The sequence below is a fragment of the Streptomyces sp. NBC_00249 genome, from assembly GCF_026342355.1.
Lineage (GTDB): Bacteria > Actinomycetota > Actinomycetes > Streptomycetales > Streptomycetaceae > Streptomyces.
In genome coordinates this window covers 24,182-41,953 of record NZ_JAPEMV010000007.1, presented here as the reverse complement: position 1 = coordinate 41,953, position 17,772 = coordinate 24,182, and the positions used below count along the sequence as shown (strand labels likewise).

General features: G+C 73.0%; 17 protein-coding genes. 3 read left to right on the top strand and 14 right to left on the bottom strand.

Annotated elements, in window-relative coordinates; translation table 11 throughout:
* Window positions 1-19 precede the first annotated feature (19 nt).
* On the bottom strand, window positions 20-466 hold the full coding sequence (locus tag OOK31_RS27515) for a YidB family protein (protein WP_267090061.1): 447 nt from the start codon (window positions 464-466) through the stop codon (window positions 20-22).
* A 139-nt stretch (window positions 467-605) separates the two neighbouring features.
* Between OOK31_RS27515 and OOK31_RS27510 the strand changes: the two genes are divergently transcribed.
* From OOK31_RS27510 to OOK31_RS27500, 3 genes are all read left to right on the top strand, one after another.
* Window positions 606-950, top strand: coding sequence for a DUF952 domain-containing protein (locus tag OOK31_RS27510; RefSeq protein WP_267090060.1), 345 nt, complete (start codon window positions 606-608; stop codon window positions 948-950).
* Window positions 951-1,031: 81 nt separating this feature from the next.
* A complete protein-coding gene (locus tag OOK31_RS27505; protein ID WP_267090059.1) occupies window positions 1,032-1,535 on the top strand; it encodes a Rieske (2Fe-2S) protein in 504 nt (167 codons plus the stop codon).
* A 28-nt stretch (window positions 1,536-1,563) separates the two neighbouring features.
* Entirely contained in the window at window positions 1,564-2,244 is a 681-nt protein-coding gene (locus OOK31_RS27500; RefSeq protein WP_267090058.1) for a nucleotidyltransferase domain-containing protein, read from the top strand.
* 15 nt (window positions 2,245-2,259) lie between these two features.
* On the opposite strand, the gene OOK31_RS27495 is transcribed toward OOK31_RS27500, so the two are convergent.
* The 13 genes from OOK31_RS27495 to OOK31_RS27435 all read right to left on the bottom strand — a co-directional run bounded on the left by OOK31_RS27495 (window position 2,260) and on the right by OOK31_RS27435 (window position 17,423).
* Complete coding sequence (locus OOK31_RS27495; protein ID WP_267090057.1) at window positions 2,260-3,282, bottom strand: ADP-ribosylglycohydrolase family protein; 1,023 nt, start codon at window positions 3,280-3,282, stop codon at window positions 2,260-2,262.
* Window positions 3,279-4,037, bottom strand: a complete 759-nt coding sequence (locus OOK31_RS27490; RefSeq protein ID WP_267090056.1) for an NUDIX domain-containing protein — start codon at window positions 4,035-4,037, stop codon at window positions 3,279-3,281. The genes OOK31_RS27495 and OOK31_RS27490 overlap by 4 nt, the downstream gene beginning before the upstream one ends.
* Entirely contained in the window at window positions 4,034-5,131 is a 1,098-nt protein-coding gene (locus OOK31_RS27485) for an AAA family ATPase (RefSeq protein WP_267090055.1), read from the bottom strand. The genes OOK31_RS27490 and OOK31_RS27485 overlap by 4 nt, the downstream gene beginning before the upstream one ends.
* The gene (gene pnuC, locus OOK31_RS27480; protein ID WP_267090054.1) at window positions 5,128-5,736 is read right to left on the bottom strand and encodes a nicotinamide riboside transporter PnuC; all 609 of its coding nucleotides are present in this window, start codon (window positions 5,734-5,736) and stop codon (window positions 5,128-5,130) included. The genes OOK31_RS27485 and pnuC overlap by 4 nt, the downstream gene beginning before the upstream one ends.
* A 143-nt stretch (window positions 5,737-5,879) precedes the next feature.
* On the bottom strand, window positions 5,880-7,277 hold the full coding sequence (locus tag OOK31_RS27475; RefSeq protein ID WP_267090053.1) for a pseudouridine synthase: 1,398 nt from the start codon (window positions 7,275-7,277) through the stop codon (window positions 5,880-5,882).
* Complete coding sequence (scpB, locus tag OOK31_RS27470; RefSeq protein ID WP_267090052.1) at window positions 7,277-7,909, bottom strand: SMC-Scp complex subunit ScpB; 633 nt, start codon at window positions 7,907-7,909, stop codon at window positions 7,277-7,279. Before scpB ends, OOK31_RS27475 begins: the two co-directional genes overlap by 1 nt.
* Window positions 7,906-8,925, bottom strand: a complete 1,020-nt coding sequence (locus OOK31_RS27465) for a ScpA family protein (protein ID WP_267090051.1) — start codon at window positions 8,923-8,925, stop codon at window positions 7,906-7,908. The genes scpB and OOK31_RS27465 overlap by 4 nt, the downstream gene beginning before the upstream one ends.
* Before the next feature lie 322 nt (window positions 8,926-9,247).
* A complete protein-coding gene (locus OOK31_RS27460; protein WP_267090050.1) occupies window positions 9,248-9,760 on the bottom strand; it encodes a hypothetical protein in 513 nt (170 codons plus the stop codon).
* The gene (locus tag OOK31_RS27455) at window positions 9,745-10,782 is read right to left on the bottom strand and encodes a ParA family protein (protein ID WP_267090049.1); all 1,038 of its coding nucleotides are present in this window, start codon (window positions 10,780-10,782) and stop codon (window positions 9,745-9,747) included. The genes OOK31_RS27460 and OOK31_RS27455 overlap by 16 nt, the downstream gene beginning before the upstream one ends.
* A gap of 449 nt (window positions 10,783-11,231) precedes the next feature.
* Window positions 11,232-12,347 (bottom strand): alanine dehydrogenase, encoded by a 1,116-nt coding sequence (ald, locus tag OOK31_RS27450; RefSeq protein WP_267090048.1) that lies wholly within the window; start codon window positions 12,345-12,347, stop codon window positions 11,232-11,234.
* Between the two features lie 152 nt (window positions 12,348-12,499).
* Window positions 12,500-14,560, bottom strand: coding sequence for an AAA family ATPase (locus OOK31_RS27445; RefSeq protein ID WP_267090047.1), 2,061 nt, complete (start codon window positions 14,558-14,560; stop codon window positions 12,500-12,502).
* Window positions 14,561-15,058: 498 nt separating this feature from the next.
* Window positions 15,059-15,691 carry an NUDIX hydrolase gene (locus OOK31_RS27440; RefSeq protein WP_267090437.1) on the bottom strand — a complete coding sequence of 211 codons (633 nt, stop codon included), beginning with the start codon at window positions 15,689-15,691 and terminating at the stop codon, window positions 15,059-15,061.
* A 79-nt stretch (window positions 15,692-15,770) separates the two neighbouring features.
* The gene (locus tag OOK31_RS27435) at window positions 15,771-17,423 is read right to left on the bottom strand and encodes a CTP synthase (protein ID WP_267090046.1); all 1,653 of its coding nucleotides are present in this window, start codon (window positions 17,421-17,423) and stop codon (window positions 15,771-15,773) included.
* Between the last annotated feature and the right edge of the window lie 349 nt (window positions 17,424-17,772).

Sequence of the window (17,772 nt, the reverse complement as noted above, 5' to 3'; positions counted from 1 at the left end):
GCCGGGCCCTCACGGAGGGCTAGAGGTTCTGCTGCTTGATGATGTCCGCGAGCGAACCGGTCGGGAGCTGGCCTTGCGGACTCAGCTTGTCGACGGCGGTGGGCAGTACCTCGGCGATCTGGTCGGCGGCCTGCTCGGGGCTGACGCCCGCCTGCGCGGCGGCCTTCTGGAGGGCCTCGTCCGGGAGGGCCTGGGCGATCTCCGCGCCGCTGACCGCCTGGTTCTCGCCGGTGCCGATCCAGGACTGGGCCTGGTCGGCGAGGCCGGACTTGGTCAGCATGTCCAGCAGCCCGCCGAGGGGGTTGCCGCCCCCGCCCGCGCCCCCGCCCGCGCCCTGGCCTCCGCCTCCGCCTCCGAGGGCCCCGAGCAGCGCGCCGAGGATGTTGCCCGCGCCACCGCCCTGGCCGCCTTGACCGCCACCGCCGAGCAGACTGCCGAGAAGGGAGCCGAGGTCATTTCCCGCCATGGTGATGCCTTTCGAAGAGGGACCGGGCCGCGCAGGCAGCGCCGTACCCGGCTTCGAGACACGCACAATGTCACCCATATCGGGGCATGCCGCCACTTGGTGCGGACCTCCCGCCGCGCCCTGCGGTAGAACCACGGGCATGATCTTCCACATCGTCCCGCTCGCCGACTGGAGCGCCGCGCCCGAGCGCCCGTATGCCCCCGCCTCCCTGGAGTCCGAGGGCTTCACCCACTGCTCGGCGGACCGCCCGACCGTGCTGGCCATCGCCTCGGCCCACTACCGGGACACGCCCGGCACCCTGCTCGCCGTGGAACTGGACGAGGCGGCCCTGACGGCGGAGGTCCGCCGGGAGGCGGGCGATCCGGACGGCCGCTACCCGCACGTGTACGGGCCGTTGAACCGGGACGCGGTGGTGCGCGTGTGGGAGGTCGTACGCACCCCCGGCGGCCTCGTGGACCTGACCCCCTGGCAGCCGGCCGGGTGAACCGGTGTGGCGGGCTTCACCTGGGGCCCGCCACACGCCAGGATGCTCCTCGCCATCCTGGCGACCGAGCAAGGAGCGTCCATGACTGAGTCGACCCCTACGAGCGACACCCCGCGCAGCGCCGCCCGGCGCACGGTACTGGCGGCGGGAGCCGTCGCCCTGGCCGGCGGCACCCTCGCCGCGTGCGGCGGCGACGACGGCGAGGCGAAGAAGCCCGCCGCCCCCGAGCAGCCGGCCGGCTCCCCCGCCCCGCAGTCCTCGTCGGGTTCCTCCGCCGAGTCCCCCGCGGCGGGGGCCGAGGTCCTGATCAAGTCCTCGGAGGTGCCGGTGGGCGGCGGGACGGTCCTCAAGGACCAGAAGCTGGTGGTGACCCAGCCGACGGCCGGTTCCTTCCGCTGCTTCTCCGCGGTGTGCACGCACCAGGGGTGCCTGGTGGACAAGGTCGCGGACGGCACCATCGACTGCCCCTGCCACGGCAGCACCTTCAAGGTGGCGGACGGCGCGGTCGCCAAGGGCCCGGCCACCCGCCCGCTGCCCGAGAAGAAGATCATCGTGGCCGCGGACGGCGGAATCTCGCTCGCCTGACCGGAGCGTGCTTGCCTAGGCTCCCGGGATGGACGATCTCACCCTGGTGCGGGACCACACGATCTACTCCTGCGTGACGGGCTCCCGTGCCTTCGGCCTGGCGACGGAGGCGAGCGACACCGACCGGCGCGGTGTCTTCCTCGCCCCGACGCCCCTGTTCTGGCGGTTCGAGAAGCCGCCGACACATGTCGAGGGGCCCCGGGACGAGGAGTTCTCCTGGGAGCTGGAGCGCTTCTGCGAACTGGCCCTGCGCGCCAACCCCAACATCCTGGAGTGCCTGCACTCCCCCCTGGTGGAGCGGGTCTCCCCGGCCGGGGAGGAACTCCTGTCCCTGCGCGGCGCCTTCCTCTCCCGCCGGGCCCACACCACCTTCACCCGCTACGCGGCCGGCCAGCACGGCAAGCTCCTCGCGGACGTCCGGCTGCACGGCGCCCCGCGCTGGAAGCACGCGATGCACCTGCTGCGGCTGCTCGGCTCCTGCCGCGACCTGCTGCGCACGGGCGTCCTGACGGTCGACGTCGGCCCGGACCGCGACCGCCTCCTGGCGGTGCGGCGCGGTGAGGTGTCCTGGGCGGAGGCGGACGCCTGGATGACCCGGCTCACGGATGAGGCGGACGCGGCGTTGACCGCGAGCCCCCTCCCCGCGGAGCCGGACCACGCCCGCGTCGAGGACTTCCTGCTGCGCACCCGCCGGGCCTCGGCGCGCTAGTCCGGCCGAGCCGGTCTAGTTCTCGTCCCAGAGGGCGCCGAAGGTGAGGAGTTCCGCGCGGTACTCGATGCGGCCCTCCCAGTCGCGGGGCCAGGCGTCCGCGCCGAGGTGGGCGCCCGCGAAGGCGCCGGCCAGGCAGGCGATCGAGTCGGAGTCGCCGGCGGTGCAGGCCGCGCGGCGCAGGGCGAGCAGCGGCTCGTCGGGGAAGAGCAGGAAGCAGTGCAGGGCGGTGGCCAGGGCCTCTTCGGCGATCCAGCCGTCGCCGGTGGCCAGGCAGGGGTCGGTCTCCGGGGACGGGGTGCGCAGGGCGGCCGCGAGCCGGTCCAGGGCGGTCAGGCATTCGTCCCAGCCCCGGGCGATGTAGGACTCCGGGCTCGCGTCGCAGCCGGTGCGCTGCCAGAGGTCGCCGAGCCAGAGCTCGTGGTAGCGGGTGCGGTTCTCCAGGGCGTACGAGCGCAGCTGCCCGACGAGGCCGGTGACCTCGGTGCCCCGCGCCAGGAGGCGGACGGCCCGCGCCGTCAGGTCGGAGGCGGCCAGGGCGGTGGGGTGGCCGTGGGTCAGGGCCGACTGGAGCTGGGCGGCGCCCGCGCGCTGCTCGTCGCTCCAGCCGGGGACGAGGCCGACCGGCACCACGCGCATGTTGGCTCCGCAGCCCTTGGAGGCGGTCTGGCTGGCGTCGTGCCAGTCCCGCTCGGGCCGGTCCAGCAGGTGGCAGGCCCGCAGGCAGGTGTTGCCGGGGGCGCGGTTGTTCTCCGGGGAGTGGTACCAGTCGACGAACTCCTCGCGGACCGGCCGGGTCAGGCGCAGTGGGGCGAGGGGGCCGCGCTGGGCGGCGGTGCGTATCCCGCGCGCCAGGGCCAGGGTCATCTGGGTGTCGTCGGTGACGATCGCCGGGCGGGGCAGTTTCATCTCCCGCCAGGGGCCGGTCTTGGCGAGGATCGCGGGGACGTCGTTGAACTCGGTGGGGAAGCCGAGGGCGTCCCCGAGGGCCAGGCCGATCAGGGCGCCCGTCGCCGCTCGCTTGGTGGTGGTGGTCATCGTACGGATCCTTCCGAGGGGCGGAGCAGGGGCGGACGGAGCAGGGGCGGGTGGAGGGCGGTCGCCGGTCCGGCCCGGTAGAGCGCGGCGGGTTTGCCGCGGCCGCCGGTCAGCCGGGCGGCCCCGGGTACGGCTTCGACGAACCCGGGGGTGGCGAGGACCTTGCGGCGGAAGTTGGGCCGGTCCAGGGCGGTGTCCCAGACGGTCTCGTAGACGGCCTGGAGCTCGCCGAGGGTGAACTGGGGCGGGCAGAAGGCGGTGGCCAGGCAGCTGTACTCCAGCTTCGCGCCGACCCGCTCGCGGGCGTCGGCCAGGATCACGGAGTGGTCGAAGGCCAGCCGCCCGGCCTCCCCCACGGGGACCCAGCGGGCCCCGTCGGCGTCGCCGCCGCCCCCGGCCGCCGGTTCGGGCATGTCCGGGACGAGCGCGGTGAAGGCCACCGAAACCACCCGCATCCGGGGGTCCCGGTCCGGTTCGCTGTAGGTGCGCAGCTGTTCCAGGTGCAGGCCGGCGACCAGGCCGGGCGCCAGGCCGGTCTCCTCGGCGAGTTCCCGGCGGGCCGCCGTCTCGGCGGACTCCCGGGGCAGGACGAAGCCGCCGGGCAGGGCCCAGGCGCCGGTGTACGGGTCCTGCCCGCGCCGGATCAGCAGGACGTGCAGGGCGCCGCCGCGCACGGTGAGGACGGCGAGGTCGGCGGTCACCGCGAACGGCTCGAAGGCGTGCGGGTCGTAGCCCCCGGCCGCGGCGCGGCTCATCGCCGCTCCGGGAGCGGCGCCGCGAACTGCCAGCCCTCGGCCAGCAGGCCGTCGACGGCGGCGACGGCCGTCTCCAGCCGGGTGCGCCGGGCCCCGCTCACGAGCAGGAAACGCCTGCCGGTGGCGGCGAGTTCCCGTCGGAAGCGGGCGGTCATCCAGGGTCTGAGCTGCGGCTGGTCGCGCAGTCCGTCGTCCTCGAAGGGCACGTCGGTGTCGTCGGTCAGCAGGTACAGGTCCCGCCGGGTCCGCCGGGCGATCTTCTCCACCTCCCGGTTGCGGCTCCCCGTGTACCGCTCGTGCCAGATGCCGGTCGCGAAGGAGTCGGTGTCGCAGAACAGCACCGGCGAGCCCAGCCGGGCGGCCCGCTCCTCGGCCGCGTCCTGGCGGCGGGCGATCACCGGGAACTCCCCCGAGGTGAAGGCCACGTCCGCCCAGGAGGCCGAGGGCTCGGCGGCGCGGGCCGCGGCGAGCTTCTCCTCGCTGTACTCGCGCCCGTACTCGGCGACCCAGCCCGTCTTCGCCCAGACGCCCCCGCGCCGCCGGTAGTGGGCGGCCAGCTCGCGCGACAGGGTGGTGGTGCCGGTGGACTCGGCGCCGAGGACGACGACCCGCCGGGTCAGGGCGGCCCGTACGGCGGGCCCCAGGAACTCCCAGCAGGCGGCCGGGTCCGCGCGGACGGCGGTCCCGGACACGGGGAAGAGGGTGCGGGCCCGGTCCACGCAGACCTCCTCGGCGCCGAAGCGCCGGGCGAGTTCGCCTCCGTACTCCTCGGAGGTGAAGACGGCGTCCACGCGCCGGCCCACCGCCCGCCGGAAGATCGCCATGTGCGCCTCCCAGACCGCGGGGTCGTGGAGGTCCACGGGGACGTCGTCGACGGCTCCGACGACCTGCGCCCCGGGGTGCTCCTCGCGCATCCAGGCGACCCGGTCGGCGAGCGGCACCGACTCCACGGAGGCGGCGCACACCAGCACGGTCAGCCGTTCGCACTGGTCCTGGGCGGTGCGCACCAGGTGGTGGTGCCCGGCGTGCGGCGGGTAGAACTTGCCGAGCACCAGCCCGTGCCCGTAGCGCTTGCCGCCCCTGTCCCCGGTCATGCCGTCGCTCCGAGGGCCGTACGGGCGCCGGCGGCGGGGAGCGTACGCCGCCAGTTGGCCAGGCCGGCCACGCACAGGGCGAGGAAGGCGAGGTAGAGGACCGCGGTGAGGTACAGGCCCTTGTAGGCGTACAGCGGGACGTAAACGAGGTCGGCGGCGATCCACAGCCACCAGGACTCCAGGAGCTTGCGGCACTGCCCGTAGGTGGCGGTGAGGGAGAGCCCGGTGGTGAGGGCGTCCCAGAAGGGGACGGTGGAGTCGGTGACCCGGCCCAGCAGCAGGGTGAGGGCGACGACCCCCACCGCCCCCGCCACGAGCAGCCAGGCCCATTCGGCGCGCGTGGTGCGGCGCACCGGCAGGGCCTCGGCGGTGCCTGGTCCACCCCCGTGGGTCCAGGACCACCAGCCGTACGCGGCGAGGGCGATGAAGACGATCTGGAGCCCGGCGTCGGCGTAGAGGCCGGCCTGGGTGAACAGCACGATGAAGAAGACGTTGTTGGCGATGCCGACCGGCCAGTTCGCGATGTGCTGGCGGGCCACCAGCCAGACGCACACGGCTCCCGTGGCGAAACCGAGGATCTCGGTCCAGCTCGTACTCCAGCCCATGACGGCCCCCGTCCCTTTAATAGTCAGCTTGACTATAAACAGGGGCGGGGCCGCCGGACAAGGGGAAAGCCCGCGGCGCCGGAGGCACCGCGGGCTTTCTGGGGTACTGCGGGTGGCCCGGGAAGGGCCGGGGGGGCCGGGGACTACAGGCCGACCTCGCGCATGAGCATGCCGACCTCGGTGTTCGTCAGGCGGCGCAGCCAGCCGGACTTCTGGTCGCCGAGCTCGATCGGGCCGAAGGAGGTCCGCACCAGCTTCTCGACGGGGAAGCCCGCCTCGGCCAGCATGCGGCGCACGATGTGCTTGCGGCCCTCGTGGAGGGTCACCTCGACCAGGTAGTTCTTGCCGAGCTGGTCGACGACGCGGAAGTGGTCGGCGCGGGCGTAGCCGTCCTCCAGCTCGATGCCGTCCTTGAGGCGCTTGCCGATGTCGCGGGGCAGCGGGCCGGTGATCGCGGCGACGTACGTCTTCTTCACGCCGTACTTCGGGTGCGTGAGGCGGTGGGCCAGCTCACCGTGGTTGGTGAGGAGGATGATGCCCTCGGTCTCGGTGTCGAGGCGGCCGACGTGGAAGAGACGCGTCTCACGGTTGGTGACGTAGTCGCCCAGGCACTGGCGGCCGTCCGGGTCCTCCATGGTGGAGACGACGCCGGCCGGCTTGTTCAGCGCGAAGAACAGGTACGACTGGGTGGCGACGGTCAGGCCGTCCACCTTGATCTCGTCCGAGGGCTTCACGCGCTTGCCCTGCTCCAGGACGATCTCGCCGTTGACCTCGACGCGGGCCTGCTCGATGAGCTCCTCGCACGCGCGGCGCGAGCCCATGCCGGCACGGGCCAGCACCTTCTGCAGGCGCTCGCCCTCCTCCTCGGCACCCGGGAAGGTCTTCGGGGTCTTGATCACGGGCTTGTCGGCGTACCGGTCGCGCACGCGCTCCTCGATCCGCGCCTCCAGCTCGCGCGGCTTGGACTGGCCGCTGCGGCTGCCGGGGCCGATGCGGGGGCCGCCCGCCCCGCCGATGCCGGGGGTCCTGGAGGTCTTGGGGCCGCCCTTGGCGCCACCGCGCGCCGCGGCGCCGCGGGCACCGCCGCCACGGTTGCCGTCGCCCGCGCCACGGGCACCGCCGCCGCCCGCCTTGGCTCCGCCGCGGCCGTTGCGCTCGCCCTCGGGGCCCACGTCGTAGCGACGCTCCTCGGGGCGCGGGTTGCGGATGCGGGGCGCGGGCTCGCGGTCACGGTCGGAGCCGCCGCCCTGGTAGCCGCCGCCCTGGTAGCCGCCACCGCTGGAGGAGCCGCCGCCGGAGCGGTAGCCGCCGCCGGAGGAGCTGCCGCCGCGGGCGCCGCCGCCGGAGCCGCCGCGCGAGCCGCCACCGCCGCCGGAGCCGCCGCGGTAGCCGCCGCCCGAGCCGCTGCCACCGCCGGAGCCGCCGCCGCGGTAGCCACCGCCGCCGCCGGAGGAGCTGCCGCCGCGGGAGTTACCGCGTCCGCCGCCACCGCCGCCGCTGTTCCTGTTGCCGCCACCGTTGCCGTTGCCGCTGCTTCGCATCAAAGTTCCGTCGTCTTGTCGTCGTCTACGTACGTGTCCGGGGCATCGGGTGCGTCCGGATCGAACGACGGCACACCTTCTTGCGTCTCGGCTTCGATCGCGTCCGCCTCGGGGAGGAAGGGCGCGAGCTCCGGGAGCTCGTCCAGGCCTCGTAGGCCCATACGCTCCAGAAAGTAGTTCGTCGTCCTGTACAGGATCGCACCTGTTTCGGGTTCCGTCCCCGCCTCGGCCACCAGACCCCTCTGCAGGAGGGTCCGCATGACCCCGTCGCAGTTGACTCCGCGGACCGCCGAGACCCGCGAACGGCTGACCGGCTGGCGGTACGCGACGACCGCCAGGGTCTCCAGCGCCGCCTGGGTGAGCCGGGCGTGCTGGCCGTCCAGGACGAAGGCCTCGACGGCCTGCGCGTACTCGGGCCGGGTGTAGAACCGCCAGCCCCCGGCGACCACCCGCAGCTCGAAGCCGCGGCGCTGGGCCGTGTACTCGTCGGCGAGCTCGGCGAGGGCCCCGGCGACCTCGCGCGGGGTGCGCTCCAGCACCTTGGCGAGGTGCTCCACCGTCGCGGGCTCGTCGACCACCATCAGGACGGCCTCCAGGGCGCCCTTCAGTTCCAGCGTCCGCGCCTGCGTCATTCGCCTGCCTCCACGACCTGGTCGAACTCGTCCGTCACCTTCGGCATCCCGTCCCCGTCCCCGCCGCTCCAGCGCACCGTGAGCGTCTCCAGGGCCCGCTCCTGGTCCAGGACCACCGCCTTCTCCCGGTAGAGCTCCAGGAGCGCCAGGAAGCGGGCGACGACGGTGAGGGTGTCCGGGGCGTCCTCGGTCAGCTCCTGGAAGGTGGCCTCGCCGCGCGCCTTGAGCAGGCGTACGACCAGCCCGGCCTGCTCGCGCACGCTGACGAGCGGGGCGTGGATGTGGTCCACGTAGACCTGGGGCGCTGCCCGGGGCTGCATGGCCCGCGCGGCGAGGCGGGCGAAACCTTCCGCGCCGATGCTGATGACCACCTCGGGCAGCAGGTCGGCGTGGTGGGGCTCCAGGCCGACGGTACGGGGGTAGCGCCGGCCCTCCTGCTCGGCGCGGAGCCCGAAGAGCTCGGCGACCTGCTTGAACGCCTTGTACGCGAGCAGCCGCGCGAAGAGCACGTCCCGCGCCTCCAGCAGGGCGAGGTCGGCCTCGTCCTCGACCTCGGCGGTGGGCAGCAGCCGGGCGGCCTTCAGGTCGAGCAGCGTCGCGGCCACCACGAGGAACTCGGTGGTCTGGTCGAGGTCCCAGTCGGGGCCCATGGCCCGGATGTGGGCCATGAACTCGTCGGTGACCTTGGACAGCGCGACCTCGGTGACGTCGAGCTTGTGCCGCGAGATCAACTGGAGCAGCAGGTCGAAGGGCCCCTCGAAGTTCTCCAACCGCAACGTGAACCGCCCGTCCCCTCCGGCGGGGGGCGGGGTACCGGCGGACGGGTCCGGTGCTGCGGCGGGCCCTGCGGTGACCCCAGTCGGCCCGCCAGGGGCCTGAGGGGCCGTCCCGGCCTCCTGCCCGCTCCCGGCCGGCTCGCGGGCCGCAGCGGGCGCCTCAGCGGCCTCCTGGCCCACCCCTGGGCCTCGTCCCAGGCTCCGGCGGGCCGGGCGGGCGGCGTCTTCGTTCGGGGGCATCGCGGTCCAGGGTGGTACGGAATCTCGGCCGAGCGGCCACTGGCAGCCTAGGCCGTCTCTGGGCCCTACCCGGGCGGCCGCGCGGGTGCCGCTGCGCGGGGCCGGAAAATCCAGCCCCGCCGGCGTTTGAGGCGCGGGCGCGGAGCGCCGTGTCCGTAGCCGCGCCCGGCGGCTGAGGGCGGGAACGGAGGAAGGGCGGGTAGGGGAACGCTCCGCGCAGCAGCACAGCACCCGCAGGTGACCCGATGGCCCCGGCCGGGCCCGCCCCGCCCAGGGCTCGCCGGACGGAGTCCGGTGCAGCGGGCGCGTGAAGAAGGCGCGGCTAGCGCCCGCGCAGGCGGCGGACCAGGATGCTCGCGTCGCCGCGGGACTCCAGGTCCGCGAGGACCACCGCCACCGCCTCGCGGACGATGCGGCCCCGGTCGACGGCGAGGCCGTGCTCCCCGCGGAGCACCAGCCGGGCGTGCTCGAGGTCCATGAGCTCCTCCGCGGAGACGTAGACCGTGATCTTCTCGTCGTGCCGTTCGCGCCCGCTGGGCCGCCGGTTCGCGCCCCGGCCCTGCCCCTTGCCGGACCGGGGCGAGGAAGCCCCGGCGGCGGTGGCAGAACCTTCCTGCGGCCTGCGCTGCGCGCCCACCGCGGGCTCGCCCGCCGCCTCCCGGCCGCGGCCGTCGCCCGTGGTCCGCGCCGTGCTGTCCGCCGGGGCGGCCGTGTGCTCCGTACCGCCGGCCGGCGCCTCGTCGGCGCCCCGCCGGGGCGAGGACGACTGGAGGGCCGTCCCCCCGGTCGTACGGAACAGTTCGTCGGCTCCGGGCAGACTCACTCGGCGGGACACCGGGCGAGCACCTCCCTGGCCAGCTGGCGGTAGGCGGCGGCGCCGACGGAGTTGGACGCGTACGTGGTGATCGGCTCGCCGGCGACCGTGGTCTCCGGGAAGCGCACCGTCCGGCCGATGACCGTGTGGTAGACGTGGTCGTCGAAGGCCTCGACGACCCGCGCCAGCACTTCGCGGCTGTGCACCGTGCGGGAGTCGTACATCGTGGCGAGGATGCCGTCGAGCTCCAGCTCGGGGTTGAGCCGCTCCTGCACCTTCTCGATGGTCTCGGTCAGCAGGGCCACCCCGCGCAGTGCGAAGAACTCGCATTCCAGCGGGACGATGACCTTGTGAGCCGCCGTCAGGGCGTTCACGGTCAGCAGGCCGAGCGAGGGCTGACAGTCGATCACGATGTAGTCGTAGTCGGCCATCAGCGGCTTCAGCGCCCGCTGGAGCGTCGACTCGCGCGCGACCTCGCTGACCAACTGCACTTCGGCGGCGGACAGGTCGATGTTGCTCGGCAGCAGGTCCATGTTGGGGACCGCGGTCTTGAGCAGCACCTCGTCGGCCGACATGCCCCGCTCCATGAGCAGGTTGTAGACCGTCAGGTCGAGTTCCATCGGGTTCACGCCGAGGCCCACGGACAGCGCGCCCTGCGGGTCGAAGTCGACGAGCAGCACGCGGCGCCCGTACTCGGCGAGCGCGGCACCCAGGTTGATGGTCGACGTGGTCTTGCCCACGCCGCCCTTCTGGTTGCACATCGCGATGATCTTCGCCGGACCGTGGTCGGTCAGCGGACCCGGGATCGGGAAGTACGGGAGCGGGCGTCCGGTCGGGCCGATCCGCTCGCGGCGCTGGCGGGCAGCGTCGGGGGCGAGGGTGGCCGCGTACTCGGGGTCCGGTTCGTACTCCGCGTCGGGGTCGTAGAAGTGCCCTTCGGGCACGTTGTCGTAGTCGGCGAAACCAGTGGGCTTTTCGCCGCTCAGGTCGCCGGCCCTGGAGTTCACGTCTAGGCCGTCCATGCTCTTTTGGGGCGTCGTCATGTGCTGGTGGTTTGCGAAGGTGCGGACTGCGACGGAGCCGACAGCTTCGAGCCCGGCGGGTCCTTGACCTCGCTCAGGCGTCCCTGCTCGACCACCCCCAGGAGCAAATGTCGACTCATTCACAAGTCGTCTTACCTCCTCGGACGTGACCAGGACACTTATCGATAGGTCAGCGTTGCACCATGCCGACGGTTGGCGACTCTATGGCGTGTCACCGCCCAGCGGCAACACAATCCGCCGGACCCGGCACGATGTGTCGGCAACCGAACACCACTCTGTCAAGGGCGTGCGAGCTGTCGCCGCGAAGTTTCGCGGGTGTGCGAAAGGGTTAAAGGGTTACGTTCGAGGCGAGTTGAGCGGGGTCCCGGGCCGCCCCGCAAACGCCTCCGGCCGGACCTTGCGGGCAAGGTCCGGCCGGATACGTGAGATTGACGTCAGTCGTTGACGACTCAGCCGAGCAGCGTGCTCAGCTCGAGGGTCTGCAGGCCGTGGGCCTCGGCGACCGGACCGTAAACGACCTGGCCGTCATGGGTGTTGAGGCCCAGACCGAGCGCCGGGTCACGACGCAGCGCCTCGACCCAGCCGAGGTTCGCGAGCTGCACGATGTAGGGCAGGGTCGCGTTCGTCAGCGCGTAGGTGGAGGTGTTCGGCACCGCGCCCGGCATGTTGGCGACGCAGTAGAAGACCGAGTTGTGGACCTGGAAGGTCGGCTCGGCGTGGGTGGTCGGACGGGAGTCCTCGAAGCAGCCGCCCTGGTCGATCGCAATGTCGACAAGGACACTTCCGGGCTTCATCTTGGCGACGAGCTCGTTGGTGACCAGCTTCGGGGCCTTCGCACCCGGGATCAGCACCGCGCCGATGACGAGGTCGGCCTCGACGACGGCCTTCTCCAGCTCGTAGGCGTTGGAGACGATCGTCTTGATCTTCGTGCCGAAGATCTTGTCGGCCTCACGGAGCTTGTTGATGTCGCGGTCGAGCAGGGTCACGTGGAAGCCCATGCCGATGGCGATCTGCGCGGCGTTCCAGCCGGAGACGCCGCCGCCGATGACCACGCACTCGCCGGCGTGGGTGCCGGGGACACCGCCCGGGAGGACGCCGCGGCCGCCGGCCGAGCGCATCAGGTGGTAGGCGCCGACCTGCGGGGCCAGACGGCCCGCGACCTCGGACATCGGGGCGAGCAGCGGCAGCGCGCGGTTGGCGAGCTCGACCGTCTCGTACGCGATGGCGGTGGTGCCGGACTCCAGCAGGGCGTCCGTGCACTCGCGGGAGGCCGCCAGGTGCAGGTAGGTGAAGAGGGTCTGGTCCTTGCGGAGGCGGTGGTACTCCTCCGCGATCGGCTCCTTGACCTTCAGCAGCAGGTCAGCGGTCGCCCAGACCTCGTCGGCGGTGCCGAGGATCTCGGCGCCGGCCGAGACGTACTCGGCGTCCGTGATCGAGGAGCCCACACCGGCGTTCTGCTCGATGAAGACCTGGTGGCCGTTACGGACCAGCTCATGCACGCCGGCGGGCGTGATGGCGACCCGGAACTCGTTGTTCTTGACCTCGCGGGGGATGCCGACCTTCATCGTCGATCACGGTCCTTGGCTCAGGGGATATTACGGGGCACTTCCATACATACCCGCCCACAAGAACGCGCAACGGGATGCACCACGGGATGACGTGGTGAAGCCAGTCTAATGAAGGATGAGTCGCTGTCTAGCCTTGCAAACGAATAATCTCAGTCCGAACCACTGCGGATTTCGCAGGCTGCGGGGTCGTCTCCCAGCAATCTGTCGGCTGCCGAACGGTGCAGCCGGGCGGCCGCCGGGTCACCCAGACGGTCCAGCGTGTCGGCAAGTCGCACCTGCAGGGCGGCCTGAAGGCGCAGGTCCCCGGCCCGGCGCGCGAGCTCGATCGCCTCGCGGCAGGTGTGCAGCGATTCCTCGGGCCGGCCGGCGTACTCCTGGACCCGGGCCATCTCGCTCAACGCCTTTGCCTGGCCCGGGACATCGGCCAGCCTGCGGTAGCCCGCGGCGGCCGCGCGCCAGCTGCGCAGGGCCTCCCCGTAGCGGCCCGCGTAGGTGTGCACGTTGCCGAGCCGCCCGTACAGCCTGGCCTCGTCCGCACGCTCCCCGCGCGCGAGGGCCTGGGACAGCGCCCGGCCGAACCAGTCGGAGGCCCGCGGCCAGTCCGCCAGCTCCATGTACGCGCCGCCTACGGATTCCATCGCGCGGCCCGTCGCGTACGGGTCCTTCGCCGCCTTTCCCGCGACCAGCGCGGCCCGGTAACGCTCCAGCGCCTCCTGCGTGCGGCCGGTCTCGGCGTCCAGATCGGCCAGGTTCAGCAGCGCGGCGGCCTGCTCGCGGTGCAGGTCCCGCCGCTCGGCCACGTCCAGGACCAGCCGGTGCAGCCCGTACAGCTCGGGGGCGGCGGCCGCGGTGCCCCGGTGCCCGGCCAGCGCCCGCACCAGCGCGGCGACCAGCCTGCGCGCCAGGGTGTCCAGCCCGCCGTCCGCCACCGCCACGGCGGCCGAGGCGGTGAGCGCCGGCAGCCGGGTGTCCAGCCAGGTCGCGGCGGCCCGCCGGTCGGGGAAGCGCAGGGCGCGCGGCATGCCGTCCAGCCGCTCCCGCAGCCGGTCGCCGCTCTCCTCGTCCCCCTCGGCGTCCTCCGTCATGGCCCGGCAGGAGGTCAGCAGCCGGACGGTCCGCTCCAGCATCCTGGCCCGCGCCAGCTGCACCTCGGCGGGCCGCTCCTTGGCCTCCAGCAGGGCCTGGAGCATCGGCGCGAGGCAGCCGGGCAGGAGGAACAGGCCGTCGCGGGCGGTACGTACGAGGCCCAGCCCGGCGAAGTCCTCCAGCGTGGACTGGGCCGCGGCCACCGAGCATCCCGCGAGCGCCGAAGCGGTGTGCGAGTCGAGGATCCCCGCCGGGGCGAGCGGCAGCAGCCGCAGGGTGCGCTGGGCGGGCTGCGGGAGGGACTCGTAGACCAGCCGGAAGGTCCGGCCCAGCGGGCCGGTGATGCCGGGGGGCATGTCGTGCAGCTGCTTGGCCACGTCGGCGACGGCCGCCTTGGGGTGGGCGGCGAGCCAGCCCCCGGCGAGGGCGAGCGCGGCCGGCTGCCCGCCGCACTCCTCGGCCAGGCTCTCGGCGGCGCGCGGGTCCACCGCGACGCGGGTGTCGCCGATGAGGCGGCTGAGCATCGCGACGGCCGAGTGGGTGTCGAGCCCGCCCAGGGTGCAGGGGCGGACGTCCGGGATCCCCGTGAGCGGGCCCTCGGCCGTGACGACGACCAGGCACTCGGGGGTGTCCGGGAGCAGGGCGTCGACCTGGTGCGGGTCGGCGGCGTCGTCGACGAGCAGGATCACCCGCCGCCCGACGAGCGCGTCCCGCAGGGCGGCGCTCAGGTCGTCCTCACCCGCGCCGGGCGGGGTCGGCTGCCCGAGCCCCTCCAGCAGGGTCCGCACCGCCCGCTCGGTGGCGACGGGCTCCCCGCCGGGTGCGGTGAGCCGCACCCGCAGCAGCCCGTCGGGATAGTCTCCCGCGACCTCCCGTACGAACGCCTCCGCGAGCGCCGTCCGGCCGGAGCCGGGCCGCCCCGCGACGAGCAGCACCCGTGCGCGGGGCGCCTTGGCCTTACGGCCCGAAAGGGTGTCGAGCCCGGTCCGTGCGATGTCCTCGCGCAGCTCCTTGAGCTCACGCCGCCGCCCGACGAAATCCGTCACGGATCCGCTCCTCTCCCTGCCTTCGGGTTGCCGAGCGTAGTTCACGCTGAGCGACGGTCCGTGTGGAGCGCGGCCCATAGATCGCCCGATCGGATCAGCGGACCGTACGTTTTTCAACGCGCCCCTCGCGCGGCTCGGCCCTGGCGCGCTTCCCGGGCTTCGCCCCGCTGCGCCGGCCTCCGACCGGCGGCGGCCGGGCGGGGCCGGTCCGGATGGCCGCTGCCCGCCCTTCGCCTGCAGACCGTTACCGCTGCGCGGGCGGTGTCCCCTACCCACCCTTCCACCGTTCCCGCCTCAAACGCCGGCGAGGCTGGGGGCGGCGTCCGGCGGACCGGACTACGCCCGGGCCCGTGGGTGCACCTTTCGCGCCGAGCGCGCCTCACAACACGGCGCTCCGCGCCCGCGCCTCAAACGCCGGCGAGGCTGGGAGTGCCCTCCGGGCAGCAAAGCCGCACACGAACGGCTACGCCGGCCAAAATCCAGCCCCTCCGGCGATTGAGGAGCGGGGGTCCGGGGGCTGGCCCCCGGCAACCGGCCCGCACACGGACTACGGCCCCGCCGCAGCCAGCGGTGGGGCTACGACTCGTACGGGCGGGCCGGCCAGGGGGCGAGGGCCGGGCGGAGGGTGTCGAGGCCCGCTTCGGAGGCCAGGGCCGCGGAGAGCGCGAGGACCCCCGTGACCAGCCCCGGGTTCCCGAGTTCGCCCGCCAGGACCCCGCGGACCAGGTCCGCGAGCGGTACCCACTCCAGCTGCATGTCGGCCTCCTCCGACGCCGCGTCCTCGTAGCGCTCCCCCTCCGCGTGCGCGACCCCCCGCGCGAGGAAGATCCGGATGGCTTCGTCGGAGCCGCCGGGCGAGGCGTAGAAGTCGGCGAGCACCCGCCAGTCCTCGGCCTTGACGTGGGCTTCCTCGTACAGCTCGCGCTGCGCCCCGTGCAGCGGGTTCTCCCCGGGGACGTCCAGCAGCCCGGCCGGGAGCTCCCACAGCCGCCGCCGGACCGGGTGCCGGTACTGGCTCAGGACCAGGACCCGTCCGGCCTCGTCCAGCGCGAGCACGCACACCGAGCCGGGGTGGACCTGGTAGTCGCGGCGGGTCACCGAGCCGTCCGGCATCCGTACCTCGTCGGAGTCCACGGCCGTCTTCGCCCCCTGGAAGGGCCGCCGGGTCGACAGCGTCTCCCAGGTCTCCGACGTGTCCTTGATGGCGATGCCCATGCCGAATTGCCTCCACAACGCGCGACAGCCGGGGTACGGATCTCCGTACCCCGGCTGTCTACGTTACCGAGCGTCAGCCCTGCTGCTGCTGGCGCTCCACCGCGGCCTTGACCAGGCCCGCGAACAGCGGGTGCGGCCGGGTCGGGCGGGAGCGGAGCTCCGGGTGGGCCTGGGTGGCCACCAGGTAGGGGTGGACCTCGCGCGGGTACTCGACGTACTCGACGAGCTTGTTGTCCGGGGAGGTGCCGGAGAAGACCAGACCGGCCTTCTTCTCCAGTTCACCGCGGTAGGCGTTGTTGACCTCGTAGCGGTGGCGGTGGCGCTCGTCGACGTACGCCTGGTCGCCGTAGACCTCGCGCACGATCGAACCCTCGGCGAGCTTCGCCGGGTACATGCCCAGGCGCATGGTGCCGCCCAGGTCGCCCGCGCCCTCGACGAAGGCCAGCTGCTCCTCCATCGTGGAGATCACCGGGTGCGGGGTGGAGGCGTCGAACTCGGTGGAGTTCGCGTCCTCGATGCCCGCGAGGTTGCGCGCGGCCTCGATGACCACGCACTGCAGGCCCAGGCACAGGCCGAGCAGCGGGATCTTGTTCTCGCGGGCGTAGGTGATCGCGCCGACCTTGCCGTTGACACCGCGGTCGCCGAAGCCGCCGGGGACGCAGATCGCGTCCACGTCGCCGAGCACCTCCGCGGCGCCCGCCGGGGTCTTGCAGTCGTCGGAGGTGACCCACTTGATCTGGACGCGGGCCTTGTTGGCGAAGCCGCCGGCGCGCAGCGCCTCGGTCACCGACAGGTAGGCGTCGGGCAGGTCGATGTACTTGCCGACGAGCGCGACCTTGACCTCGTGGTCGGGGTTGTGGACCCGGTCCAGCAGGTCCTCCCACACCGTCCAGTCGACGTCGCGGAAGGGCAGGTCGAGCTTGCGGACGACGTACGCGTCCAGGCCCTCGGTGTGCAGCACCTTCGGGATGTCGTAGATCGACTTGGCGTCGATCGCCGCCACCACGGCCGCCTCGTCCACGTCGCACATCAGCGAGATCTTGCGCTTGATGGAGGTGGGGACGTCACGGTCGGCGCGCAGCACGATCGCGTCGGGCTGGATGCCGATGTTGCGCAGGGCCGCGACCGAGTGCTGGGTGGGCTTGGTCTTCAGCTCGCCGGAGGGGCCGATGTAGGGCAGCAGCGAGATGTGCACGACGAAGACGTTGTCGCGGCCGACCTCGTGGCGGACCTGGCGGACGGTCTCCAGGAACGGCAGCGACTCGATGTCGCCGACGGTGCCGCCGACCTCGGTGATGACGACGTCGACGTCCTCGGTCGCCATGCGGCGGATGCGGTGCTTGATCTCGTTGGTGATGTGCGGGATGACCTGCACGGTGTCACCGAGGTACTCGCCGCGCCGCTCCTTGGCGATGACCTGCGAGTAGACCTGGCCGGTGGTGACGTTGGCCGAGCCGTCGAGGTCGACGTCGAGGAAGCGCTCGTAGTGACCGATGTCCAGGTCGGTCTCGGCGCCGTCGTTGGTGACGAACACCTCGCCGTGCTGGAAGGGGTTCATCGTGCCGGGGTCGACGTTCAGGTAGGGGTCGAGCTTCTGCATCGTGACCCGCAGGCCGCGCGCCTTCAGCAGCGCACCCAGGCTGGAGGCCGTCAGCCCCTTGCCGAGGGACGAAGCGACACCCCCGGTGACGAAGATGTGCTTGGTCGTCATGGATTTGGGCGGCATCGCCAAGAGGGGGCTCCCGTGGTCGCGAGGTGAGGTGCGTCCGGCGCCGTTCCGCGGAGATCCGGAAGGGTCTCAGGGGGCGCCGAAGCTGCGGTTTCGGGGCTCCTGATTCGCACAGGCAGACCACCGGTCCACGGGGTACCAGCCTATCAGCGCCCGGGACGGTCCGCCTCCGGGCGCGCGGCGCGGCCGCCTCACCTGATGACTGCCGGAGGGTGCGTGGAGAGCGTTCCCCCAGGTCACCCGTTCGGCCGAGTCACATTGTCCCAAGACTTAAGGAGATCACTAGGGTGCCGTCATATCCTGCTCGGATATCGCTGCACATCGTCGCCGAGCAGTCCAGAACAGT

Bases quoted from the DNA above. Each gene is read 5' to 3' on its own strand.
- OOK31_RS27515 (WP_267090061.1), bottom strand. From the start codon at position 466: ATGGCGGGAAATGACCTCGGCTCCCTTCTCGGCAGTCTGCTCGGCGGT.
- OOK31_RS27510 (WP_267090060.1), top strand. From the start codon at position 606: ATGATCTTCCACATCGTCCCGCTCGCCGACTGGAGCGCCGCGCCCGAG.
- OOK31_RS27505 (WP_267090059.1), top strand. From the start codon at position 1,032: ATGACTGAGTCGACCCCTACGAGCGACACCCCGCGCAGCGCCGCCCGG.
- OOK31_RS27500 (WP_267090058.1), top strand. From the start codon at position 1,564: ATGGACGATCTCACCCTGGTGCGGGACCACACGATCTACTCCTGCGTG.
- OOK31_RS27495 (WP_267090057.1), bottom strand. From the start codon at position 3,282: ATGACCACCACCACCAAGCGAGCGGCGACGGGCGCCCTGATCGGCCTG.
- OOK31_RS27490 (WP_267090056.1), bottom strand. From the start codon at position 4,037: ATGAGCCGCGCCGCGGCCGGGGGCTACGACCCGCACGCCTTCGAGCCG.
- OOK31_RS27485 (WP_267090055.1), bottom strand. From the start codon at position 5,131: ATGACCGGGGACAGGGGCGGCAAGCGCTACGGGCACGGGCTGGTGCTC.
- pnuC (WP_267090054.1), bottom strand. From the start codon at position 5,736: ATGGGCTGGAGTACGAGCTGGACCGAGATCCTCGGTTTCGCCACGGGA.
- OOK31_RS27475 (WP_267090053.1), bottom strand. From the start codon at position 7,277: ATGCGAAGCAGCGGCAACGGCAACGGTGGCGGCAACAGGAACAGCGGC.
- scpB (WP_267090052.1), bottom strand. From the start codon at position 7,909: ATGACGCAGGCGCGGACGCTGGAACTGAAGGGCGCCCTGGAGGCCGTC.
- OOK31_RS27465 (WP_267090051.1), bottom strand. From the start codon at position 8,925: ATGCCCCCGAACGAAGACGCCGCCCGCCCGGCCCGCCGGAGCCTGGGA.
- OOK31_RS27455 (WP_267090049.1), bottom strand. From the start codon at position 10,782: ATGACGACGCCCCAAAAGAGCATGGACGGCCTAGACGTGAACTCCAGG.
- ald (WP_267090048.1), bottom strand. From the start codon at position 12,347: ATGAAGGTCGGCATCCCCCGCGAGGTCAAGAACAACGAGTTCCGGGTC.
- OOK31_RS27445 (WP_267090047.1), bottom strand. From the start codon at position 14,560: ATGGGCCGCGCTCCACACGGACCGTCGCTCAGCGTGAACTACGCTCGG.
- OOK31_RS27435 (WP_267090046.1), bottom strand. From the start codon at position 17,423: ATGCCGCCCAAATCCATGACGACCAAGCACATCTTCGTCACCGGGGGT.